General features: G+C 40.4%; 18 protein-coding genes. 16 read left to right on the forward strand and 2 right to left on the reverse strand.

Going from position 1 to position 19,558, the window contains the following annotated elements; translation table 11 throughout:
• Window positions 1–3 precede the first annotated feature (3 nt).
• The 6 genes from pseC to pseI all read left to right on the forward strand — a co-directional run bounded on the left by pseC (window position 4) and on the right by pseI (window position 6,876).
• Window positions 4–1,164 carry a UDP-4-amino-4,6-dideoxy-N-acetyl-beta-L-altrosamine transaminase gene (pseC, locus tag HWV01_RS03370; RefSeq protein ID WP_211674062.1) on the forward strand — a complete coding sequence of 387 codons (1,161 nt, stop codon included), beginning with the start codon at window positions 4–6 and terminating at the stop codon, window positions 1,162–1,164.
• Between the two features lie 122 nt (window positions 1,165–1,286).
• Window positions 1,287–2,171, forward strand: a complete 885-nt coding sequence (locus HWV01_RS03375) for an aldo/keto reductase (protein ID WP_211674063.1) — start codon at window positions 1,287–1,289, stop codon at window positions 2,169–2,171.
• A 4-nt stretch (window positions 2,172–2,175) separates the two neighbouring features.
• Window positions 2,176–2,910 carry a cytidylyltransferase domain-containing protein gene (locus tag HWV01_RS03380; RefSeq protein ID WP_211674064.1) on the forward strand — a complete coding sequence of 245 codons (735 nt, stop codon included), beginning with the start codon at window positions 2,176–2,178 and terminating at the stop codon, window positions 2,908–2,910.
• Between the two features lie 28 nt (window positions 2,911–2,938).
• Window positions 2,939–4,225 carry an aminotransferase class III-fold pyridoxal phosphate-dependent enzyme gene (locus HWV01_RS03385; protein ID WP_211674065.1) on the forward strand — a complete coding sequence of 429 codons (1,287 nt, stop codon included), beginning with the start codon at window positions 2,939–2,941 and terminating at the stop codon, window positions 4,223–4,225.
• A gap of 61 nt (window positions 4,226–4,286) precedes the next feature.
• Window positions 4,287–5,804: a UDP-2,4-diacetamido-2,4,6-trideoxy-beta-L-altropyranose hydrolase gene (gene pseG / locus HWV01_RS03390; protein ID WP_211674066.1), complete on the forward strand. Its 1,518-nt coding sequence runs from the start codon at window positions 4,287–4,289 to the stop codon at window positions 5,802–5,804.
• Between the two features lie 22 nt (window positions 5,805–5,826).
• A complete protein-coding gene (gene pseI / locus HWV01_RS03395; protein WP_211674067.1) occupies window positions 5,827–6,876 on the forward strand; it encodes a pseudaminic acid synthase in 1,050 nt (349 codons plus the stop codon).
• An 87-nt stretch (window positions 6,877–6,963) separates the two neighbouring features.
• Here the strand turns inward: pseI and HWV01_RS03400 are convergent, their stop codons facing one another.
• Window positions 6,964–8,031 carry a hypothetical protein gene (locus HWV01_RS03400; protein WP_211674068.1) on the reverse strand — a complete coding sequence of 356 codons (1,068 nt, stop codon included), beginning with the start codon at window positions 8,029–8,031 and terminating at the stop codon, window positions 6,964–6,966.
• A gap of 234 nt (window positions 8,032–8,265) precedes the next feature.
• On the opposite strand from HWV01_RS03400, the gene HWV01_RS03405 reads away from it, so the two are divergent.
• The 3 genes from HWV01_RS03405 to galU all read left to right on the forward strand — a co-directional run bounded on the left by HWV01_RS03405 (window position 8,266) and on the right by galU (window position 11,499).
• Entirely contained in the window at window positions 8,266–9,432 is a 1,167-nt protein-coding gene (locus HWV01_RS03405) for a nucleotide sugar dehydrogenase (protein WP_211674069.1), read from the forward strand.
• Window positions 9,433–9,495: 63 nt separating this feature from the next.
• Window positions 9,496–10,503: an NAD-dependent epimerase gene (locus tag HWV01_RS03410; protein ID WP_211674070.1), complete on the forward strand. Its 1,008-nt coding sequence runs from the start codon at window positions 9,496–9,498 to the stop codon at window positions 10,501–10,503.
• Between the two features lie 60 nt (window positions 10,504–10,563).
• Window positions 10,564–11,499 carry a UTP--glucose-1-phosphate uridylyltransferase GalU gene (galU, locus tag HWV01_RS03415; protein WP_211674071.1) on the forward strand — a complete coding sequence of 312 codons (936 nt, stop codon included), beginning with the start codon at window positions 10,564–10,566 and terminating at the stop codon, window positions 11,497–11,499.
• A gap of 72 nt (window positions 11,500–11,571) precedes the next feature.
• Here galU and torD read toward each other — a convergent pair whose 3' ends face one another.
• A complete protein-coding gene (torD, locus tag HWV01_RS03420; protein WP_211674072.1) occupies window positions 11,572–12,225 on the reverse strand; it encodes a molecular chaperone TorD in 654 nt (217 codons plus the stop codon).
• Window positions 12,226–12,450: 225 nt separating this feature from the next.
• Between torD and glyA the strand changes: the two genes are divergently transcribed.
• From glyA to ribBA, 7 genes are all read left to right on the forward strand, one after another.
• Window positions 12,451–13,704, forward strand: coding sequence for a serine hydroxymethyltransferase (gene glyA / locus HWV01_RS03425; RefSeq protein WP_075471986.1), 1,254 nt, complete (start codon window positions 12,451–12,453; stop codon window positions 13,702–13,704).
• Between the two features lie 312 nt (window positions 13,705–14,016).
• Entirely contained in the window at window positions 14,017–14,310 is a 294-nt protein-coding gene (locus HWV01_RS03430; protein ID WP_211674073.1) for a hypothetical protein, read from the forward strand.
• Window positions 14,311–14,569: 259 nt separating this feature from the next.
• Window positions 14,570–15,730 carry a DUF4124 domain-containing protein gene (locus HWV01_RS03435; RefSeq protein WP_249185432.1) on the forward strand — a complete coding sequence of 387 codons (1,161 nt, stop codon included), beginning with the start codon at window positions 14,570–14,572 and terminating at the stop codon, window positions 15,728–15,730.
• A 174-nt stretch (window positions 15,731–15,904) separates the two neighbouring features.
• A complete protein-coding gene (nrdR, locus tag HWV01_RS03440; protein ID WP_067041250.1) occupies window positions 15,905–16,354 on the forward strand; it encodes a transcriptional regulator NrdR in 450 nt (149 codons plus the stop codon).
• Window positions 16,326–17,675 carry a bifunctional diaminohydroxyphosphoribosylaminopyrimidine deaminase/5-amino-6-(5-phosphoribosylamino)uracil reductase RibD gene (gene ribD, locus HWV01_RS03445; protein ID WP_249185433.1) on the forward strand — a complete coding sequence of 450 codons (1,350 nt, stop codon included), beginning with the start codon at window positions 16,326–16,328 and terminating at the stop codon, window positions 17,673–17,675. The genes nrdR and ribD overlap by 29 nt, the downstream gene beginning before the upstream one ends.
• Window positions 17,675–18,340: a riboflavin synthase gene (locus HWV01_RS03450; protein WP_006031694.1), complete on the forward strand. Its 666-nt coding sequence runs from the start codon at window positions 17,675–17,677 to the stop codon at window positions 18,338–18,340. The genes ribD and HWV01_RS03450 overlap by 1 nt, the downstream gene beginning before the upstream one ends.
• A 48-nt stretch (window positions 18,341–18,388) precedes the next feature.
• Window positions 18,389–19,498, forward strand: a complete 1,110-nt coding sequence (gene ribBA, locus HWV01_RS03455; RefSeq protein WP_211674075.1) for a bifunctional 3,4-dihydroxy-2-butanone-4-phosphate synthase/GTP cyclohydrolase II — start codon at window positions 18,389–18,391, stop codon at window positions 19,496–19,498.
• Window positions 19,499–19,558 lie beyond the last annotated feature (60 nt).

Genomic DNA, 19,558 nt, shown 5'->3' on the forward strand with positions numbered 1-19,558 from the left:
CCTATGATCCCATACGGTAAGCAAGAGATTACACAGCATGATATTGATGCTGTTATTAATGTATTAAAGTCTGATTTTTTGACGCAAGGACCGCAGGTTCCGTTATTTGAAAGTGCGATTAAGAATGCTACTGGTGCAAGTCATGCACTGGCGACTAATTCTGCTACGTCAGCATTGCATCTTGCTTGCTTAGCGCTTGGGGTTGGTAAGGGTGATGTGGTATGGACAACGCCAATCACCTTTGTTGCGTCATCAAATTGCGCGCTTTATTGTGGTGCTGATATTGATTTTGTTGATGTCGATGCAGAGACATACAATCTTAGCCCTGAAAAATTAGCAGACAAGCTCGCATATGCGAAAGCACATAACTTGCCTTTACCTAAGGTCGTGATCCCTGTGCACCTATGCGGTCAACCTTGTGAAATGCAAGCGATCCACCGCCTGGGTCAAGAATATGGGTTTGCTATTATTGAAGATGCTTCGCATGCGATTGGTGGTCGTTATCAAGATCAACCTATTGGTAACTGTGAATACAGTGATATTACGGTATTTAGTTTTCACCCTGTAAAAATTGTCACGACAGCAGAGGGTGGTGCTGCGACGACCAATAATACGCAACTAGCAGATAAAATGGCATTGTTACGTAGCCATGGTATTACTCGTGATCCTGAGTTAATGACTGAACCTACACATGGTGGCTGGTATTATCAGCAAATTGAGCTGGGTTATAATTACCGGATGACAGAGATGCAAGCCGCGTTAGGTGTAAGTCAAATGACTCGGTTAGATGATTTTGTTGCGAAACGAAATCAACTTGCCGCAGGTTATGATACGTTATTGCAAGGCCTGCCGTTAATATTACCTAAGCAGATAAACGCGTCTTATTCGGGTCGGCACCTGTATGTGATCCGATTAAAACTTGATGAGATAAAATTGTCGCATCTTGAGGTATTTACTGCGCTTAGAGAGGCGGGAATTGGGGTTAATCTGCATTATATCCCCGTGCATTTACAGCCTTATTATCAGGACTTAGGTTTTAGTAAAGGACAGTTCCCTGAAGCCGAGGATTATTATACGCAAGCGATTAGTATTCCTCTTTATCACCATATGACGACGCTTCAGCAGCAGCAAGTTGTAGACTCGATTACAAAAATAATTACTTAGCATTGTCACGTTAATTCTATAAGCGTGCATATTCTATTGAGGGGGAAGGTCCATTCCCCCCTTTATTCTGTTAATTGTTATCGTTTTATTCACTCCGCTAAATATAACACTAAGTAAACATCATGAATTTAATCTTAGGTACGGTTCAGTTTGGTCTGGATTATGGTATCACTAATGAAAGTGGTAAAGTCAGTACGATAGAAGCGCAACATATTCTACAAGTCGCCAGTCATGCTGGTATTCACCTGTTGGATACGGCGGCTGCATATGGCGACAGTGAGACTGTGCTTGGTAAGCTTTGTCACAAACGAAATGAGTTTAATCTTATTTCTAAGATACCCTCTTCAAAAACACATGCTTTGGACATTCGTAAGTCCGTTGATGAATCATTAAGTCGATTGCAGACCAGTAAATTACACGCTATTTTATTTCATGATCAGCAAGATGTGCTTAGTAAAGAATCGAAGCAAAGTTTTGAGATACTTTCAGAACTTAAAAGTGAACAAAAAATTGCGCATATAGGGGCTTCTTTTTATAGCCCCGACGCACTTGAATCAGCGCTTGCGATGCATGACTTGGATATCATTCAAATTCCGGCTAATTGTTTAGATCAACGTTTTCAACAGTCAGGGTTATTAGATGAAGCTAAGCGTCAGGGCGTTGAAATCCATGTCAGATCATTGTTTTTGCAGGGGCTGTTATTAAGTGAGAATAATCAACTGCCCACTTACCTACAACAATTTAAGCCTGAATTAACGCGTTACTTTGATTTGGCCAAAACATTGTCGTTGACCCCGCTACAGTTAGCATTATTGTATTTAAGTAATAATGAATGTATGGATTACGGTGTCGTCGGTTGTCTTAATCGACAGCAACTGATAGAAATTACGGATGCATCTAACTATGTACAAGAATTGTTGAGTGAACCGCAGTTTAAAAATAAGCTTGATTTAAGTTGTCTTGCTTCATCTTCTGAACAGTTAATTAACCCGTCATTATGGAAGTGATACGATGAAAGTAGTCGCGATCTTACAAGCTCGATGCAGTTCTCGTCGACTGCCAAATAAAGTATTGAAGCCCATTCTTGGTAAGCCTATGTTACAGCGGCAAATTGAGAGAACATTACGCAGTAAACTGATCGATGAATTGGTTGTTGCTACCTCAAACCAAGAGAGTGATGTCCGTCTTACGCAGTTATGCACTTCAATCGGTGTCGCGTATTTTGCCGGTGATCTGGATAATGTGCTCGATCGTTTTTATCAGGCCGCGTTACAGGCTAATGCGGATGTTGTCGTGCGATTAACGGGAGATTGTCCACTTTCGGATGCCGAAATTATAGATGCGGTGATTGCGAAACATATCGCCGATAAAAATGATTATACCTCGAATGTCGATCCCGAAACATTTCCAGATGGACTTGATGTTGAAGTAATGAGTTTTTCTGCTTTAAAAGATGCTTGGCTAAATGCGAAGTTTAAAGTGGATTTAGAGCATGTGACCCCTTATATCCGCAATAACCCAAGATTGATTAAGGGCGCATATATTTCTGATGTTGATAACTCAAGTTATCGTTGGACAGTTGACGAACCTCAAGATTTTGAATTTGTAACGCAAGTCTATGAAATATTAGGTGCTAAAGAGCAATATTTTGATGCTAATGCGATTTATAAATTACTTGCAGAAAAACCTGAACTTCAAGAGATAAATACAAATATTCAGCGTAATGAAGGTTTTATAAACCCTTAGTCGCGAGCCATATTACAGGAATCATAGAATGACACGTTATAAAATATCGGAGCAAATGCTTGAAAGAGCGTTACAAACAATCCCTTTGGCTTCACAGACATTTTCTAAGAGCACGGTTCAATTCCCGGTCGGTGCTGCACCTCTATTTTTAGAAAAAGGCGCAGGCTCTAAGGTATGGGATGTTGATGGTAATGAATATCTCGATTTTATGAGCGCATTATTATGTGTGTCGATTGGCTATGCTGACGAAGATGTTACCAACGCGGTATGTGATCAAATCAAGACGGGGGTGAGTTTTTCGTTGCCACATAGGTTGGAGATGGAAGTCGCTGAGCAGCTGGTTGAGATGATACCTTGTGCTGAAAAGGTGCGATTTGGCAAAAACGGCAGTGATGCTACCTCTGCCGCGATTCGTTTAGCACGCGCTTATACCAACAGAGAACTGATACTAGTCTGCGGTTACCATGGCTGGCAAGATTGGTATATTGGTTCTACGACACGAAGCTTAGGTGTGCCAGAGTCAACTAAGGATTTAACCAAAGTATTTAAATATAATGATATCGACTCTCTGACTGCGCTGGTGAAGGCTCACGACGGAAAGATCGCGGCTATTATTATGGAACCGATGAATGTGACGTATCCGGAAGCGGGTTATTTACAGGCTGTACAGCAGGTAGCGAAAGAAGCAGGGGCTGTATTTATTTTTGATGAAACCATTACCGGTTGTCGGTTTGCTAAAGGTGGTGCTCAAGAATACTTTGGTGTGACTCCTGATTTAGCAACCTTCGGTAAAGGGCTTGCGAATGGTTTCCCATTATCAGCGGTTGTTGGTAAAGCTGAAATTATGGATTTGATGGAAGATATCTTCTTTTCGGGGACGTTTGGTGGCGAAACTGCGTCCTTAGCGGCTGCAAAAGTGGTATTGGATAAGGTTGATAAGCTTAATGTACCGGCTGTGTTATTGGCTACTGGTGAGTATCTCTTAGATGAACTAAATGCATTAATTAAAGAATTAGAGTGCGAACATTTTTTATCGACAGCCGGCCATCCTTCGTGGTCATTTTTACTGATTTCGGACACAGCTGAAAACAGCAGTTATGAGATCAAAACATTGTTTATGCAAGAAATGTTGAAGCGTGGCATATTGACATTAGGTACGCATAATATCAGTTATTCACATAGTCGAGCAGATATCGATACATTGATGAATTGCTATAAACAAGTATTACCAATTTTGAAAACAGCACTGGTAAACAAAGATTTACTAACACGCTTGGAATGTGAACCTTTAGTGCCATTATTTAAGGTTCGTTAGTCGGTTGCTTTAAGTCGAGATTCAGACTTCTTCTGCAGACCCAATAAGATAAGGTAATTTAATGAAAATTGTTATTCGCACCGATGCTTCAATTCACATCGGTAGTGGTCACGTAATGCGTTGCTTAGTACTTGCACAGGCACTTGTATTACAAGGGCACAAGGTTAGTTTTGCTTGTCGTCCACAAGCGGGTGACTTGATTCAATTTGTACGTAATAAAGGTTTTCATGTCGATGAGTTGGTTCAAGCTCAAACGCTTATTGAACCTAGCAATAGCGGCGATTATCAAGCTTGGTTACAAGTACCTTGGTTAGATGATGCGCAAAGTTTATGCAAGCAAGTCTGTAATGCGGATTTGCTCATTGTGGATCACTATGCTTTAAACCAAGAATGGCAAACGTGGGTGAAACAACAACTGGGTTGTAAAGTATTTGTGATTGATGATCTGGTTCGTACGCATGATGCGGATTTGATTTTAGATCAAACGTTAATGCGTGTCGTCGATGAGTATCAAGAACACAATCAATCTGCGAAAATACTGACTGGTTGTGAATTTGCTTTATTGAATCCATTTTTTTCACGTTACCGTGAACAAGCGTTAGATAACGATTTACTACCTGCTGAACCAAAGGTGTTAATTTCAATGGGGGGGATTGATCAACCTAACGCTACGCTAAAAGTACTCGAGGCGTTAGCGCTAGATCCCTTACTAAGACCTTGTGTTACGGTATTACTTGGGCCTAAAGCGCCCAATTACGAGCAGGTTAAAGCATTTTGTGTTGAGAATCAGGATTGGATTCAGCATATTGATTTTGTCGAAAACATGGCGGAGTTGATGCTTGAACATAGTATTGCTATCGGTGCACCTGGAACGACATCTTGGGAGCGTGCGTGTCTTGGCATTCCAAGTATCATTGTTCCTTTAGCCGAAAATCAAAATACGATTAGTCAGAACTTAGTGGCTTGTGAAGCGGCGATTAGAGTTAATATCACCGCTTTATCATCAGAGTTACTTAGCGGTTATCTAACCTTGCTTACTAAATGGAATTCATTTCGTGATACCAATTTGGCATTGTGCGATGGGTTGGGGTTGCAAAGGGTGTTACATCATATTCAGATGTTGTTTGATAATGATCTTGCTAGCTTGGAAATACGCCGCGCAAGCAGTTCTGATATTGAAAAGGTATATGAATGGCAGTGCCTGTCTGAAACGAGAAAGTACGCTTTAAATTCAGCTGTTCCTAGTTGGAATGAGCATCAAAGTTGGATGAAGAAAAAGTTGACGTGTTATCAAGACTACTTTTATCTTCTTGAGTGTCCTTTGGAGCAAGAAAGGGTTGGTGTTGTTAGACTTGACCGCATTAGACCTGGAGAGTACCTCGTTTCCATCTTTATTGATCCTGCTTTTTATAGTAAGGGTATAGCGAAACGAGCTCTCGCTTATATTGACTGCATACACCCGAATATCACAATACATGCAAGGGTATTAGAGGCTAATTTGGCCTCTCAAAAACTATTTACTTCGGCGAGTTATCAACGTCTTTCACGTGATACTTTTATTCGCCCCCCACTGTTTTAAAAACATTACATTTGAGACTACTATGAAATCATATATCACAATAGATGGCCGTAAAATTGGCCCTGATTATCCGCCCTATATTATTGCTGAACTTTCAGCTAATCATAACGGTGACATCAACCGTGCATTTAGAATTATGGAAGAAGCAAAGAACGCTGGCGCGGATGCGATAAAACTGCAAACCTATACCCATGAAACCATTACCATGGATTGTGATTCTGATGAATTTCAAATTAGGGGTGGGCTGTGGGATGGCCAAACTTTATATGAGTTATATAAAGGCGCACATATGCCATGGGCTTGGCATAAACCTTTATTTGAAAAAGCAAAAGAACTGGATATGACTATTTTTAGTTCCCCTTTTGATTTTACTGCGGTTGACCTACTTGAAGATCTAGATGCGCCTGCTTATAAAATTGCTTCGTTCGAAGTTATTGATTTACCTTTGATTAAGCGCGTAGCACAAACGGGTAAGCCAATGATTATCTCAACCGGCATGGCGAATAAAGTTGAGATCGAAGAAGCTATTACAACAGCAAGAGAGAATGGCTGTGAAGAATTAGTCGTACTACATTGTGTGAGCGGTTATCCTGCACCGGCAGATCAATATAATTTAAGAACAATCGCGGATATCGCGACTCGTTTTAATGTACTTTCTGGTTTATCTGATCACACGATAGAGAATGCTACAGCTGTTGCCTCGGTTGCTTTAGGCGCATGTCTGATTGAAAAACACGTTACTCTAGATCGTAGCGGCGGTGGTGCTGACGATAGCTTTTCTTTAGAACCGAAAGAGCTTGCAGAATTATGCACGGATACGAAGATAGCTTGGCAAGCGATGGGTAAGGTAAATTACGAGAGAACTGAAGCTGAGCAAGGTAATGTGAAGTTTAGACGTTCGTTGTATGTGGTAAAAGATATCGCAGCAGGAGAAACGTTGACGGCTGAAAATGTAAGGAGTATTCGTCCTGGATTTGGCTTAGCGCCAAAGCATTATGATGCAATCTTAGGTAAAAAAGCGAAGTGTTTAATTCCGAGAGGAACAGCTTTAACATTTGATGTTATAAAATAAAATAAATTGAATTGGTAGCGTTAGCAAAGGGTGATTCAATGTCATCCTTGATTTTACGCTATTCGCTACCAATATTAACGGTTAATCTTATGCGCCGAGGATTGGATCGTCCGAAAATAAATGCTTAATACGTTTGTCTATTAAACTCGTATCTTTCACTAAATCATCAAAAATTTCATATAATGATTCCAATTCATCATCTTTAATCAAGTTTAGTCTCGTGCAATATTTTTCAAACCCAGTACCAGCTGATGTGCAAATCGAGAGTATTCGACACTTATCTTCTGCACCAAAAATGATTAGCTCTAAGGGTATTTTGCTTTCAATTAACGTGACGCCTGGGAATGCTTGTTTATAATACTCAATATCTTCGCGTGGATGAACTTTGATCGCATATGGAATACCTTTTTTATTTAATGTTTGTATAAATTTTTGGTATACGAGCAAGTCAAACTCTTCAATTACATGAGGCTGAGTTGCAATAATGAAGGTGTAATTGTATTGCGCGTCATACTTGAAGAACTTGTAGCCATATTGGGTGATGATTTTATCATTAACAAAGTTAATCGGTTTAATTTTATGCTGCAGTGCTTTAGGGCCTTTATTTGGATTTAGTAAGTAGATATGTTTACAGCGAGCGTCATCACCAAAGTGTCGATGTTGGCGCTTTATCTTGAAGATAAAATCAATTATCTTTTCTGATTTTTTCAGCTTTACTCCAATGTAGTTGCCTACACCTTCTTCGATGATGGAATACTCTGCAAATGCTAAACGAAATAAGCGTGACATTTTATTTCTTTCATTATAAAGAAATAGCTCATTTTCAGGCGATTGTGGTATATCGATTCCTAGCGTTTTTTTGAACAACGCATGGTGAACATGTTCACGTATTGCGGGTGACGATTTAAAATTTCTTATTGCCATTAATTTGATCAACTTGCCAAAAATACCTTTATACAGTGTCGCTCTAATGCTTTGGCGCTGGATAAAGTGAACTTCAATATTCGCGGGTAGGCTACTTAGATCGAAATTGGCTGCATCAATATTTTGTTGATCCGAGATCATAAAAATGTGACTTTTTTTATCGGGCTGTGAGAATGCTTTTAATAATGAAAAAAGAAGATGCCGTAAAGTTGAACATACGTATAAGTTCATAACACTACCTTGGTTGATTTAGCTAAATATGATTACGTGGGTTTCAAAGTATTATTCAATAGAAACTAAAGAATTAATCGAATAATAACATATCCTTTATAAGGACTGGTATAGGGACTTTTAGAATTCATATTGAATCGTTACCTCAAACAAATTGATGTTGTTTGGCTATAATTATTATTTTACTGTTAGAATACAGGAATATATTATTTCCACCCCTAATCAGGTTGCACCATGAACATTACCATTGCAGGTACAGGTTACGTTGGTTTATCAAATGCCGTGTTACTCGCACAGCACAACCACGTGATAGCGTTAGATATTATTGCTGAAAAAGTTAATCTCATTAATGCTAAAAAATCACCTATTTCCGATACCGAAATTGAAGATTTTCTCGCCAATAAAGCGCTTAATCTTACCGCAACAACTGACAAGAAACTTGCCTATGAGAGTGCTGATTATGTGATTATCGCAACGCCGACTGATTATGATGTGGTAAATAACTATTTTAATACCAAATCAGTAGAGGCGGTAATTAAAGATGTGATGGCAATTAACCCAAATGCGGTCATGGTGATTAAATCCACGGTACCGGTTGGTTATACCAAAGAAGTCAAACAGCGCCTTGGCTGCGATAATATCTTGTTCTCACCTGAGTTTTTACGTGAAGGCAGTGCCTTGTACGATAACTTACACCCTTCACGTATTATTGTTGGTGAACAGTCTGAGCGTGCACAAATATTTGCTGATCTGTTAATGCAAGGTGCGGTTAAAACTGACATAGATGTGTTGTTTACGGATTCTACCGAAGCGGAAGCGGTTAAACTGTTCTCGAATACTTACCTTGCGATGCGGGTGGCTTATTTCAATGAACTGGATAGTTATGCCGAAACCCACGGTTTAAATACCCGTCAGATCATACAAGGTGTAGGTTTAGACCCGCGTATTGGTAGTCATTATAATAATCCGTCATTTGGCTATGGTGGCTACTGCTTACCAAAAGATACCAAGCAATTACGTGCGAACTATAAAAATGTACCAAACAGTTTAATCAGTGCCATTGTTGATGCTAATTCGACACGTAAAGATCACATCGCCGATGCTATTATTGAAAAAAATCCGCAAGTTGTTGGTGTTTACCGTTTGATCATGAAATCTGGCTCGGATAATTTCCGTGCTTCATCGATTCAAGGCATCATGAAGCGAATTAAAGCGAAGGGTATTAAAGTTGTCGTGTATGAACCAGTATTAACCGAGAGCGAATTCTTTAAGTCACCGGTACTGACGGACCTGAATGAATTTAAAACCCTTGCTGATGTCATAGTATCGAACCGTTTAGCGGATGAACTGCTTGATGTTGCGGATAAAGTCTATACTCGTGACTTATTTGGTAATGATTAGATTGGTCTCGATTAGAATCAGTAAAATTGCACTTAATATCCGAATTCAGGAAGTGAATAACAAATGAAATATTTAATTACAGGCGCAGCAGGATTTATTGGTTCGCGCTGTGCAGCACTATTATGTCAACAAGGCCATCAGGTTATTGGTGTTGATAATCTAAATGATTATTACGATGTGAACTTAAAGTTTGCTCGTTTAGCTAATACTAAAAAATCTGAGTCATTTACTTTTATTGAGCTCGATCTTGCCGATCGTGACGGTGTTGCGGCATTGTTTGCTGAACATCAATTTGATCGCGTGATCCACCTTGCCGCTCAAGCGGGTGTGCGTTATTCCATTGACAATCCAATGGCGTATGCCGACAGTAATTTAACCGGTTTTTTAACGGTATTAGAAGGCTGCCGTAATAATAAAGTGAAGCATTTAGTCTACGCATCATCAAGCTCGGTTTATGGTTTAAATAACAAAACCCCGTTTAGTACCAGTGATAGTGTTGACCATCCAATCTCACTTTACGCGGCATCCAAAAAATCGAATGAATTAATGGCGCATACTTATTCACATTTATATGGCGTACCTACAACTGGTTTGCGCTTCTTTACTGTGTATGGTCCTTGGGGTCGTCCGGATATGGCGTTATTCAAGTTTACCAAGGCAATTATTGCTGGTGAAACCATTGATGTGTATAACAATGGCGATATGTTACGTGATTTTACTTACATTGATGATATCGTTGCTGGCGTATTACAAATTCAAGATGTAATACCCACACCGGATGCGGACTGGAAAGTTGAAACGGGTAGCCCCGCAACCAGCAGTGCGCCTTATCGAGTGTATAATATTGGCCATGGTAGTCCGGTTAAACTAATGGATTACATTGAAGCGTTAGAAGATTCTTTAGGTATTGAAGCCAAGAAAAATTTTATGCCAATGCAGCCGGGTGATGTTTACGCGACATATGCCGATACTCAAGATTTATTTGCAGTGACTGGTTACACATCGAAAGTAAAAGTACAAGAAGGCGTGAAAGCCTTTGTCGATTGGTATCGCGACTTTTATAACGTGTAAACTACACCGTATATAAAAAACACCGTATATAAAAAACACCGTATATAAAAAATATTGTATATGAAAATACCGTATATTAAGTGCAAAAAGGATAAGATTTTGAAGCAAACAAAAATAACAAAAGCGGTCATTCCTGTTGCTGGTTTAGGTACTCGTATGTTACCTGCAACCAAGGCGATCCCGAAAGAGATGTTACCAGTCGCAGATAAGCCACTTATTCAGTACATAGTTAATGAATGTGCGGCTGCGGGTATTACCGAGATCGTGCTTGTTACGCATGCTTCTAAAAATGCCATCGAGAATCATTTTGATACGTCGTTTGAACTAGAATCAACGTTAGAGCACCGAGTTAAACGTCAACTATTAGCGGAAGTACAAGCAATTGCACCAAAAGGTGTGACGATCATGCATATCCGTCAAGGTGTAGCGAAAGGGTTAGGGCATGCAGTATTGTGCGCGAAACCGATTATTGGTGATGAACCGTTTGCGGTAGTATTACCTGACGTTCTGATGGATGAAGTGAGTGCAGATCTAAAAACTGAAAACTTAGCTAGCATGATGCAGCGCTTTAATGAAACCGGTTTTAGTCAGATCATGGTAGAACCTGTACCAATGCACTTAGTGTCTGGTTACGGTGTTGCTGATTGTGGTGGTGTTGAGCTTAGCGCAGGTGAATCAACTAAGATGACTGCGGTGATTGAAAAACCAGCACAAGATAAAGCGCCGTCAAATCTTGCTGTTGCAGGGCGTTATGTCTTACCAGCAGCGATCTGGGATCTGCTTGCCCGCACTGCACCTGGTGCAGGTGATGAGATTCAGTTAACAGATGCGATTGATGACCTGATGAAGTTAGAAACCGTTGAAGCTTTCCACATTAGCGGCAAGTTACATGATTGTGGTTCAAAATTAGGTTACATGAAAGCATTCATTGAGTATGGCTTACGTCACCCTGAAGTAGGCGCTGATTTACAAGCATTTATTAGTGGCTTGAAATAACACGTGAGTTTGAAATTATAATGTTATGAAACAAAGGGCAGTTTACTGCCCTTTGTTGTATCTAAATAGAGATTAATCTAATTCAGTTTCTAACCAATCTGAATCTAGCTGTGCGAATGCTAATAGCAATTCTACTACCGCCGCATAAAACCCAAATTTATCACAGTCTTTAACCTTAATTTCAAAATCGCCTAACCAGTTAAGTAAGTGCGTTTGTAAAAAGTCGTGCTGCATTGCGAAGTTAGCGCGGATCTGTGCTTCTGATTCCGAATCTAATGTTTTTAAGATCAAGTTACCCATGAAGTCTAATTGAATCGCAATATGATCGGCTGGCTCGCTGTATTTATCACTGATATTGATGTTGTGCTTATCGAGTAGCGTCATCATTTTTTGATACGCTTCTTGCATCAAGTGACCTTCTTCACTAGTGAACACAGACTCATACGGGGGCGCAGATGATTTACTGTTGCCTAAAAAAACTTGTGCGTAGTCGGCACATAACTCTAAACGTGCGTCGTTACGTAGGTTTGCTGCCGCTAATGAACTGATTAGCTTTTCAACTGAAACGGTTAACGCGGGTGTTGCTGCTAAGCCTTGTAAGAAACTTTGGATTTCTGCTGACTGGTATTGACCCAGTTGCTCATCAGATAATTCTGTTGCAAGTGTGCTTGAAAGCCACCAGTAGATCTCTGAACGGGTTTGGCATAATTGGGTTAGTTCATCCATTGTGTTCTCCAAATGGGTATGAGTGCTGTAATTGCGTAGTATTATAGCGAATAAATTTAACCGAGGAGTCAGTTTTGATCAAAGTTAAATTAAAATGCAGTCTTTTCACGCAAAATTGAAATTTTCTCAAGTCTTTATTGTAGGAACTTGGTATTAGTCGCGTTACAATGTGGCCGAAATTTAGTTTACAAACCAACTTGTATTATCTCAATCAGGAGAAAACGGATGTTTACACGTGATATGAATATAGCTGACTATGATGCAGAATTATGGGCAGCAATGACACAAGAAGTAACTCGTCAGGAAGATCATATCGAGCTTATTGCTTCAGAGAACTATACAAGCCCACGCGTAATGGAAGCTCAAGGCTCTCAGCTTACAAATAAGTATGCAGAAGGCTACCCAGGCAAACGCTACTATGGCGGTTGTGAGTATGTTGATATTGCTGAGTCTTTAGCAATCGAACGTGCTAAGCAATTGTTTGGTGCTGATTACGCGAATGTACAACCACACTCTGGTTCACAAGCAAATGCTGCAGTTTACATGGCATTAGTTAAACCAGGTGATACTGTACTAGGCATGAGCCTTGCTCATGGTGGTCATTTAACACACGGTGCAAGCGTAAGCTTCTCGGGTAAAATCTACAACTCAGTTCAGTACGGTATTAATCCTGAAACGGGTGAGCTAGATTATGCTGAAGTTGAAGCGTTAGCAATTGAACATCAACCAAAAATGATTGTTGCTGGTTTCTCTGCGTACTCAGGTGTTGTTGATTGGGCTAAATTCCGTGAAATCGCTGATAAAGTAGGTGCTTTCCTATTCGTTGATATGGCACACGTTGCAGGTTTAGTTGCAGCTGGTCTATATCCAAATCCAATGAAACATGCACACGTTGTTACAACAACGACGCATAAAACATTAGGTGGTCCACGTGGTGGCCTGATCCTTGCGCAAGCAGACGAAGTGATTGAGAAAAAATTAAACTCAGCAATCTTCCCTGGTGGTCAAGGTGGTCCTTTAATGCACGTTATCGCTGCTAAAGCGGTTGCATTTAAAGAAGCGATGGAACCTGAATTTGCGGTTTACCAACAAAATGTACTTGATTGTGCGAAAAGCATGGTTGCAGTATTGCAAGAACGTGGTTTCAAGATCGTTTCTAACGGTACTGAAAATCACCTATTCTTAGTTGATCTGATTGGCAAAGAATACTCAGGTAAAGATGCAGATGCTGCACTGGGTAATGCACATATCACAGTAAACAAAAACTCGGTACCAAACGATCCACGTTCACCATTTGTTACATCTGGTCTACGTATCGGTACGCCTGCTCTGGCTCGCCGTGGTATCCCTGCAGATAAAGCAGGCGCACTTGCAGGTTGGATGTGTGACGTATTAGATAACATCGGTAATGAAGATGTAGCTGCAACAGTACGTGCTAACGTACAAGCGCTATGTGCCGAGTACCCTGTATATAAATAGTCTGTATGCAAGTAATCTAATTTATAGGCCTAACGGTTTATAATAATACGATTAATTTGTTAACCGTAAATGATGCTTAACTTGAATTAAAGTTTAAGTTTGTCATTTACGGTTTTTTTGTATTTATTTTTCATGATCACAATATTACCCTCTCTACCTTCATACCTTCATACCTTCATACCTTCATACCTTCATACCTTCATACCTTCATACTTACTCATGGATGAAACCATGCTATTTCCATGCTTTCTCATTGCCTTACGATCGTATGATCAGCTGTTAATCCAGTTTCATAGACCAAGGATGGGAAATATGATGAATAAACCTCTATTAAAAAATGCAGTAAAAAAAATACCCGTGCAAATATGTAAAAGGATAAGCATTACAGCATTTGTTGTTGTGGTGACTGGTTGTAGCTCTGTTGATATATTAACTAAAACCGAAAATGGTGCTTCTTATGAATATCAACTCGGTCAATTTGACACGATAGAAGTAGTTGATATGGCGCAGGAACATTGTGGTAAGTATGGTAAAAATGCAGAGCTAACTAATCGTTACTCTGACGCTAACCGCATATTCAATACACTTATATTTAATTGTAGTTAGCATATTTAATCGCTTAATTGTGAAGCCTACGAATTAAATTTAATGAGAGAGTTTTAAATCACACTTGTGGGTGTTAACATGTTGGCAACATTTCATTCTATTTGCGGTTAGGTAGTTATAGATGGATGACATAAATAGCTAAATAAACACTTGAGATAGCATTCTCAAATTTGGCTATAAGTAGAGTGAGGTATAAAGGATGATGCTGAATTCAATAAGTAATTATAAGCGGTTAATATTAGCGTTAGTATGTGGTTCAATGAGCTATTCTACATTTGCTAAAGTATATAGTTGGCGTGATACCGATGGTGCAATGCATTATAGTCAGTTTCCACGTCAGATTGTGGAAAAAAATGCGGCACAGAGTCGCGCTAGTCGTAAGCCAGTCGAAATGAATGATATCGTAAACGATTTATCAGCAACCCAAAATAGTAACTTATTGGATGGGCTTGATGATATTATTGCTAATGCGAACGTCGAACGCCAAGTTGAAAAGGTACTGACGCGTCGTGATCCTCAGTTGGTTCTAATTGAACAACAACGCTTACGTAAGCAATCGCAGCAGCGTGTACTCGTTATTGCGAAACAAGCTGCACTTGAAAAAGAAAAAGCCCTTGTTGCGGTAAATAATATACACGCTATTACACCGACACAGCTTGCATCCACAAGGCCGAAAGATTCAACCGTTATTGAGAATGTTGCCGTAAAGCAGCATAATAAATTCTTAGCTGAAATTCAGAATAAATTAAAACGTCAGTATGCACCGCAAACTGTTCAAGCCTCTCCAAGCATTGCTCCTATCGTCGTTGTTCATGCTAAACCTAAGTCCAAGCCTTTGATTAAGGCTGTTGAGTTAATGCCTGCACCGACATATATCTTAGCGCCTTTTGACGCGACTAACGTATTTTTAGCGGGTGTTAACAAAAAATTAAATCGTAAAGATAAAGGGCTGACCATTGATAAACCTGTGCTCGTTGCGAGCAAAAGTGAATCGAGTCGTGATAACAAACGGCAAGCTACACTTGAACAAGTGCAGAATAAATTTTTAGCTGAAATTAATCAAAAGTTATTCCGAGCGAAACTTAGCTCTGATATTACCCCTGTGGCTGAATTGGCTAAGTCTGAGTCGATTATTCGTGCGAAGGGGCAGGGTCGCGCGGCAGCGAAAAATAAAGAATTAACGCAGAGCGCAGATCAAATTAAAGCGATTGAAAGTGAAATAAGCAGTCGGAGTCATCAATCGAATGACGTGAAACAACCTTCAGAAAAACAGGTTAACTCCGCGTTAATGTTAAGTCGACTAAGCTATAATCACAATGCGCGCTTACCCTTATCACGGGCCGGAATGAGCCAACTCGTTAGACAAGGTATTGATGTATCAAGTCAGTTTGTCAGTGACGTAAATCACAGTGCAGAATAAGCAATCCTAAAATATTGGTCGGTTTTTATCTCATTTCAATAGTGATTGAAAACCGACTGATTATTCAACAATCTGTTAACTTATTTATTAATTCCACGAAATTACCTTCACTTTTCTGTACCCGCCTGCTATTTAACGATAGACTCAGAATAATATTATTCAATAGGATTGTTTATGTTCTGTCCATTTTGTTCTGCGACTGAAACTAAAGTTATCGATTCTCGTCTTGTGGCTGAAGGCCATCAGGTGCGTCGCCGCCGTGAGTGTGCGAAATGTCATGAACGTTTTACTACCTTTGAAACTGCAGAATTAGTGATGCCACGTATCATTAAAACGGATGATACACGTGAACCTTTTAACGAAGATAAACTCGTTAATGGTATTTATCGTGCGCTAGAAAAACGTCCGGTTGCCGCAGAGCAGATTGAACTCGGTATTAATCAAATAAAATCGAGTTTAAGAGCTACTGGTGAGCGTGAAATCGAATCAAGCTTTTTGGGTGAACTGGTGATGGACGTATTGAAAAAGCTCGATAAAGTCGCTTATGTACGGTTCGCTTCTGTTTATCGTTCTTTTGAAGATGTAAAAGAATTTAATGAAGAAATCGCCAAGCTCGACAAATAATCCGTTATCTGAGTCCTCATTGATTATGCCAAACAAATCACGTGCCGAGCTAGATCTACTATTGGAAGAAATTGTATCCATTAGTCAGTTCAATGATACTGACCATTTGCATATGCAACGTGCGCTCGCACTTGCACAAAAAGGCCGTTTTACCACGGCTCCGAATCCAAATGTTGGCTGTGTGCTTGTTAAAGCTGGCAAAGTCATCGGTGAAGGTTTTCATTTACGTGCGGGTGAGGCTCACGCTGAAATCCATGCTTTAAATACCGCAGGTGATGATGCTCAGGGGGCCACTTGTTATGTGACGCTTGAACCATGTAGTCATTATGGTCGTACACCCCCTTGCGCAGCAGCCTTGGTTAATGCGAACGTAAATGAAGTCGTCATTGCTATGGTCGATCCCAATCCGAAAGTAGCAGGTAATGGCATTGCGATCCTCATCGCGGCGGGCATTAAAGTACGGTTCGGTTTATTATCAACGCAAGCGCATGCGTTGAATCCTGGTTTTATCTTACGCATGCAGGAACAACGTCCGTTTGTACGCTTAAAAATGGCGGCAAGCTTAGACGGACGTACAGCATTGAAAAACGGTGAGAGCAAATGGATCACCGGTCCTGCTGCACGGTCTGATGTGCAAGTATACCGCGCACAAGCCAGTGCAATTTTATCGACTGCCAGCACGGTTATTATGGACGATGCTTCACTTAATGTGCGTTATAGTGAGTTAGGTGCAAGCCAAGTCGACTATCCACGAATTAAAACAGATAAGCCACTAATTCAAGTAGACAAGTCTTTGTCTCACGATGAGTTATTAGAACCACAGCTACGTCAGCCAATACGAGTGGTACTGGATAATCATCGGCGACTAGATACACACCTTGCTAAAGTGAATAGTGAATTGAAGCTATTTTCACAGCCCGGTCAGATACTATTAGTTAATGGTGTTAAAAATATAGTCAATGGTGCGACTGAAAATCCTGCTGTCGAGCAGTTATTAGTGAATGAATCGGTATCGCGAATTGAAATTGAGCAAGATCGTCACCATAACATAGATCTAAAACAGTTAATGACCGTATTAGCCCAGCAGGATATTAATGACCTGTGGGTTGAAGCAGGCGCGACACTGGCTGGCGCATTACTTGAAAATAAGCTGGTGGATGAGATAATTATTTATCTGGCACCTAAGCTAATGGGTGATAGTGCCAGAGGACTCGCAGTATTAAGCGAGCTAACTGAAATGGCGCAAGTGCCTACATTTAGCTTTACCGATATCACGCAGATCGGTGACGATCTTCGAATTACAGCAAAACCGGAATACTAATGTTTACAGGAATTATTGAAACCGTGGGTACGCTCACAGGTTTAACCCCAAAAGGGGCCGATGTGAGCATCACTGTTGATAGTGGTGATCTTGATTTAAGTGACGTAAAACTCGGTGATAGTATCGCGACGAATGGCGTATGCCTTACTGTTGTTGAATTACTTGGCAATGGTTACCGCGCAGATGTGTCATTAGAAACGATTAAACGCTCTGGTTTTGCGCATTACCGTATTGGTGATAAGGTAAACTTAGAAAAAGCGTTAACCTTAAGCACGCGTCTTGGTGGTCACTTAGTCAGTGGCCATGTCGATGGCGTTGCTGAGATTGTTAAGATCAGTAAACTTGGTCGTGCGACTGAGTATTGGTTACAAGCACCGAACGAATTAGCCCGTTATATCGCTGAAAAAGGCTCAATTACAATTGATGGTATCAGTTTAACTATTAATGAAATTGACGGCGCTAAATTCAAATTGACGATCGTACCGCATACTGCATTAGAAACAACGATAGAAAGTTATGTAGTCGGTCGTAAAGTTAACTTAGAAGTAGATGTTATTGCCCGTTATTTAGAACGCATTATGCTAGGTGATAAAGCCGCTGAATCAAGTACACCTGAGCAGGGCATCACTATGGATTTTCTTGCGAGTAATGGATTTTTAAAGTAAAACATCTATTCACGATCAGTTTTTAATTGTTATAAAAGGGCTATGAGCATGGCACTAAGTCGTATTGAAGATATTATTGAAGACATCCGCCAAGGTAAAATGGTTATCTTGATGGATGATGAAGATCGCGAGAATGAAGGTGATCTGATCATGGCCGCTGACAAAGTAACGCCAGAAGCGATTAACTTTATGGCGACACACGGTCGCGGTTTAATTTGTCTAACGTTAACCAAAGCGCGTGTAGAAAAACTGCAACTGCCTTTGATGGTTCAAGATAATACGGCGCAATTCTCAACTAATTTCACTGTGTCGATTGAAGCGGCTGAAGGCGTGACTACTGGTATCTCTGCTACTGACCGTGCGGTAACTGTATTATCTGCGGTTGCTGGCGATGCGAAACCAGCTGATATTGTTATGCCTGGGCATATTTTCCCACTTGCAGCGCAAGACGGCGGTGTACTAACACGTGCTGGTCATACTGAAGCGGGTTGTGACCTTGCACGTCTAGCGGGTTGTGAGCCTGCTGGTGTGATTGTTGAGATCCTAAAAGATGACGGTGAAATGGCGCGTCGTCCAGATCTAGAAATCTTCGCAGAAAAACACGGCCTTAAATTGGGCACCGTGGCTGATTTAATTGAATACCGTAACAGTAATGAAACCACCATTGAACGTGTAGCTGAATGTAAACTACCAACCGAACACGGTGATTTTGATTTAGTGACTTACCGTGACACTATTGATAATCAAGTTCACTATGCACTACGCAAAGGTGATGTTGTTGCCCAGCAGCCAACATTAGTACGTGTGCATGTACAAAATACCATGACAGATATTTTGCATACCGACCGTGCGAGTAAAATCTCATGGTCATTAGCGGATGCGATGGCACGTATCGGTCGTGATGGTGGTGTAATGGTTATCTTAGGCAATGAAGAAGACTCTAACGATATCATTGAAAAAGTGAAACAATTTGCTCAAGAAGATAAAGGCGAAACACAGCCAAAAGCAAAATGGCAGGGTACTTCACGCCGTGTCGGTGTAGGCTCTCAAATTTTAGCTGATATGGGCGTGTCTAAGATGAAGCTATTAAGCTCAGACAAACGTTACCATTCACTATCTGGCTTTGGCCTAGAAGTTGTCGAATATATCTCTAAATAAGTTTTAGAGATAGGCGTAGAATAAGTTTGCTTGCTGGCGAAAGCTTGGTACAATCCGAGC

It is taken from the genome of Moritella sp. 5 (assembly GCF_018219455.1).
In the GTDB taxonomy this organism is placed as follows: domain Bacteria; phylum Pseudomonadota; class Gammaproteobacteria; order Enterobacterales; family Moritellaceae; genus Moritella.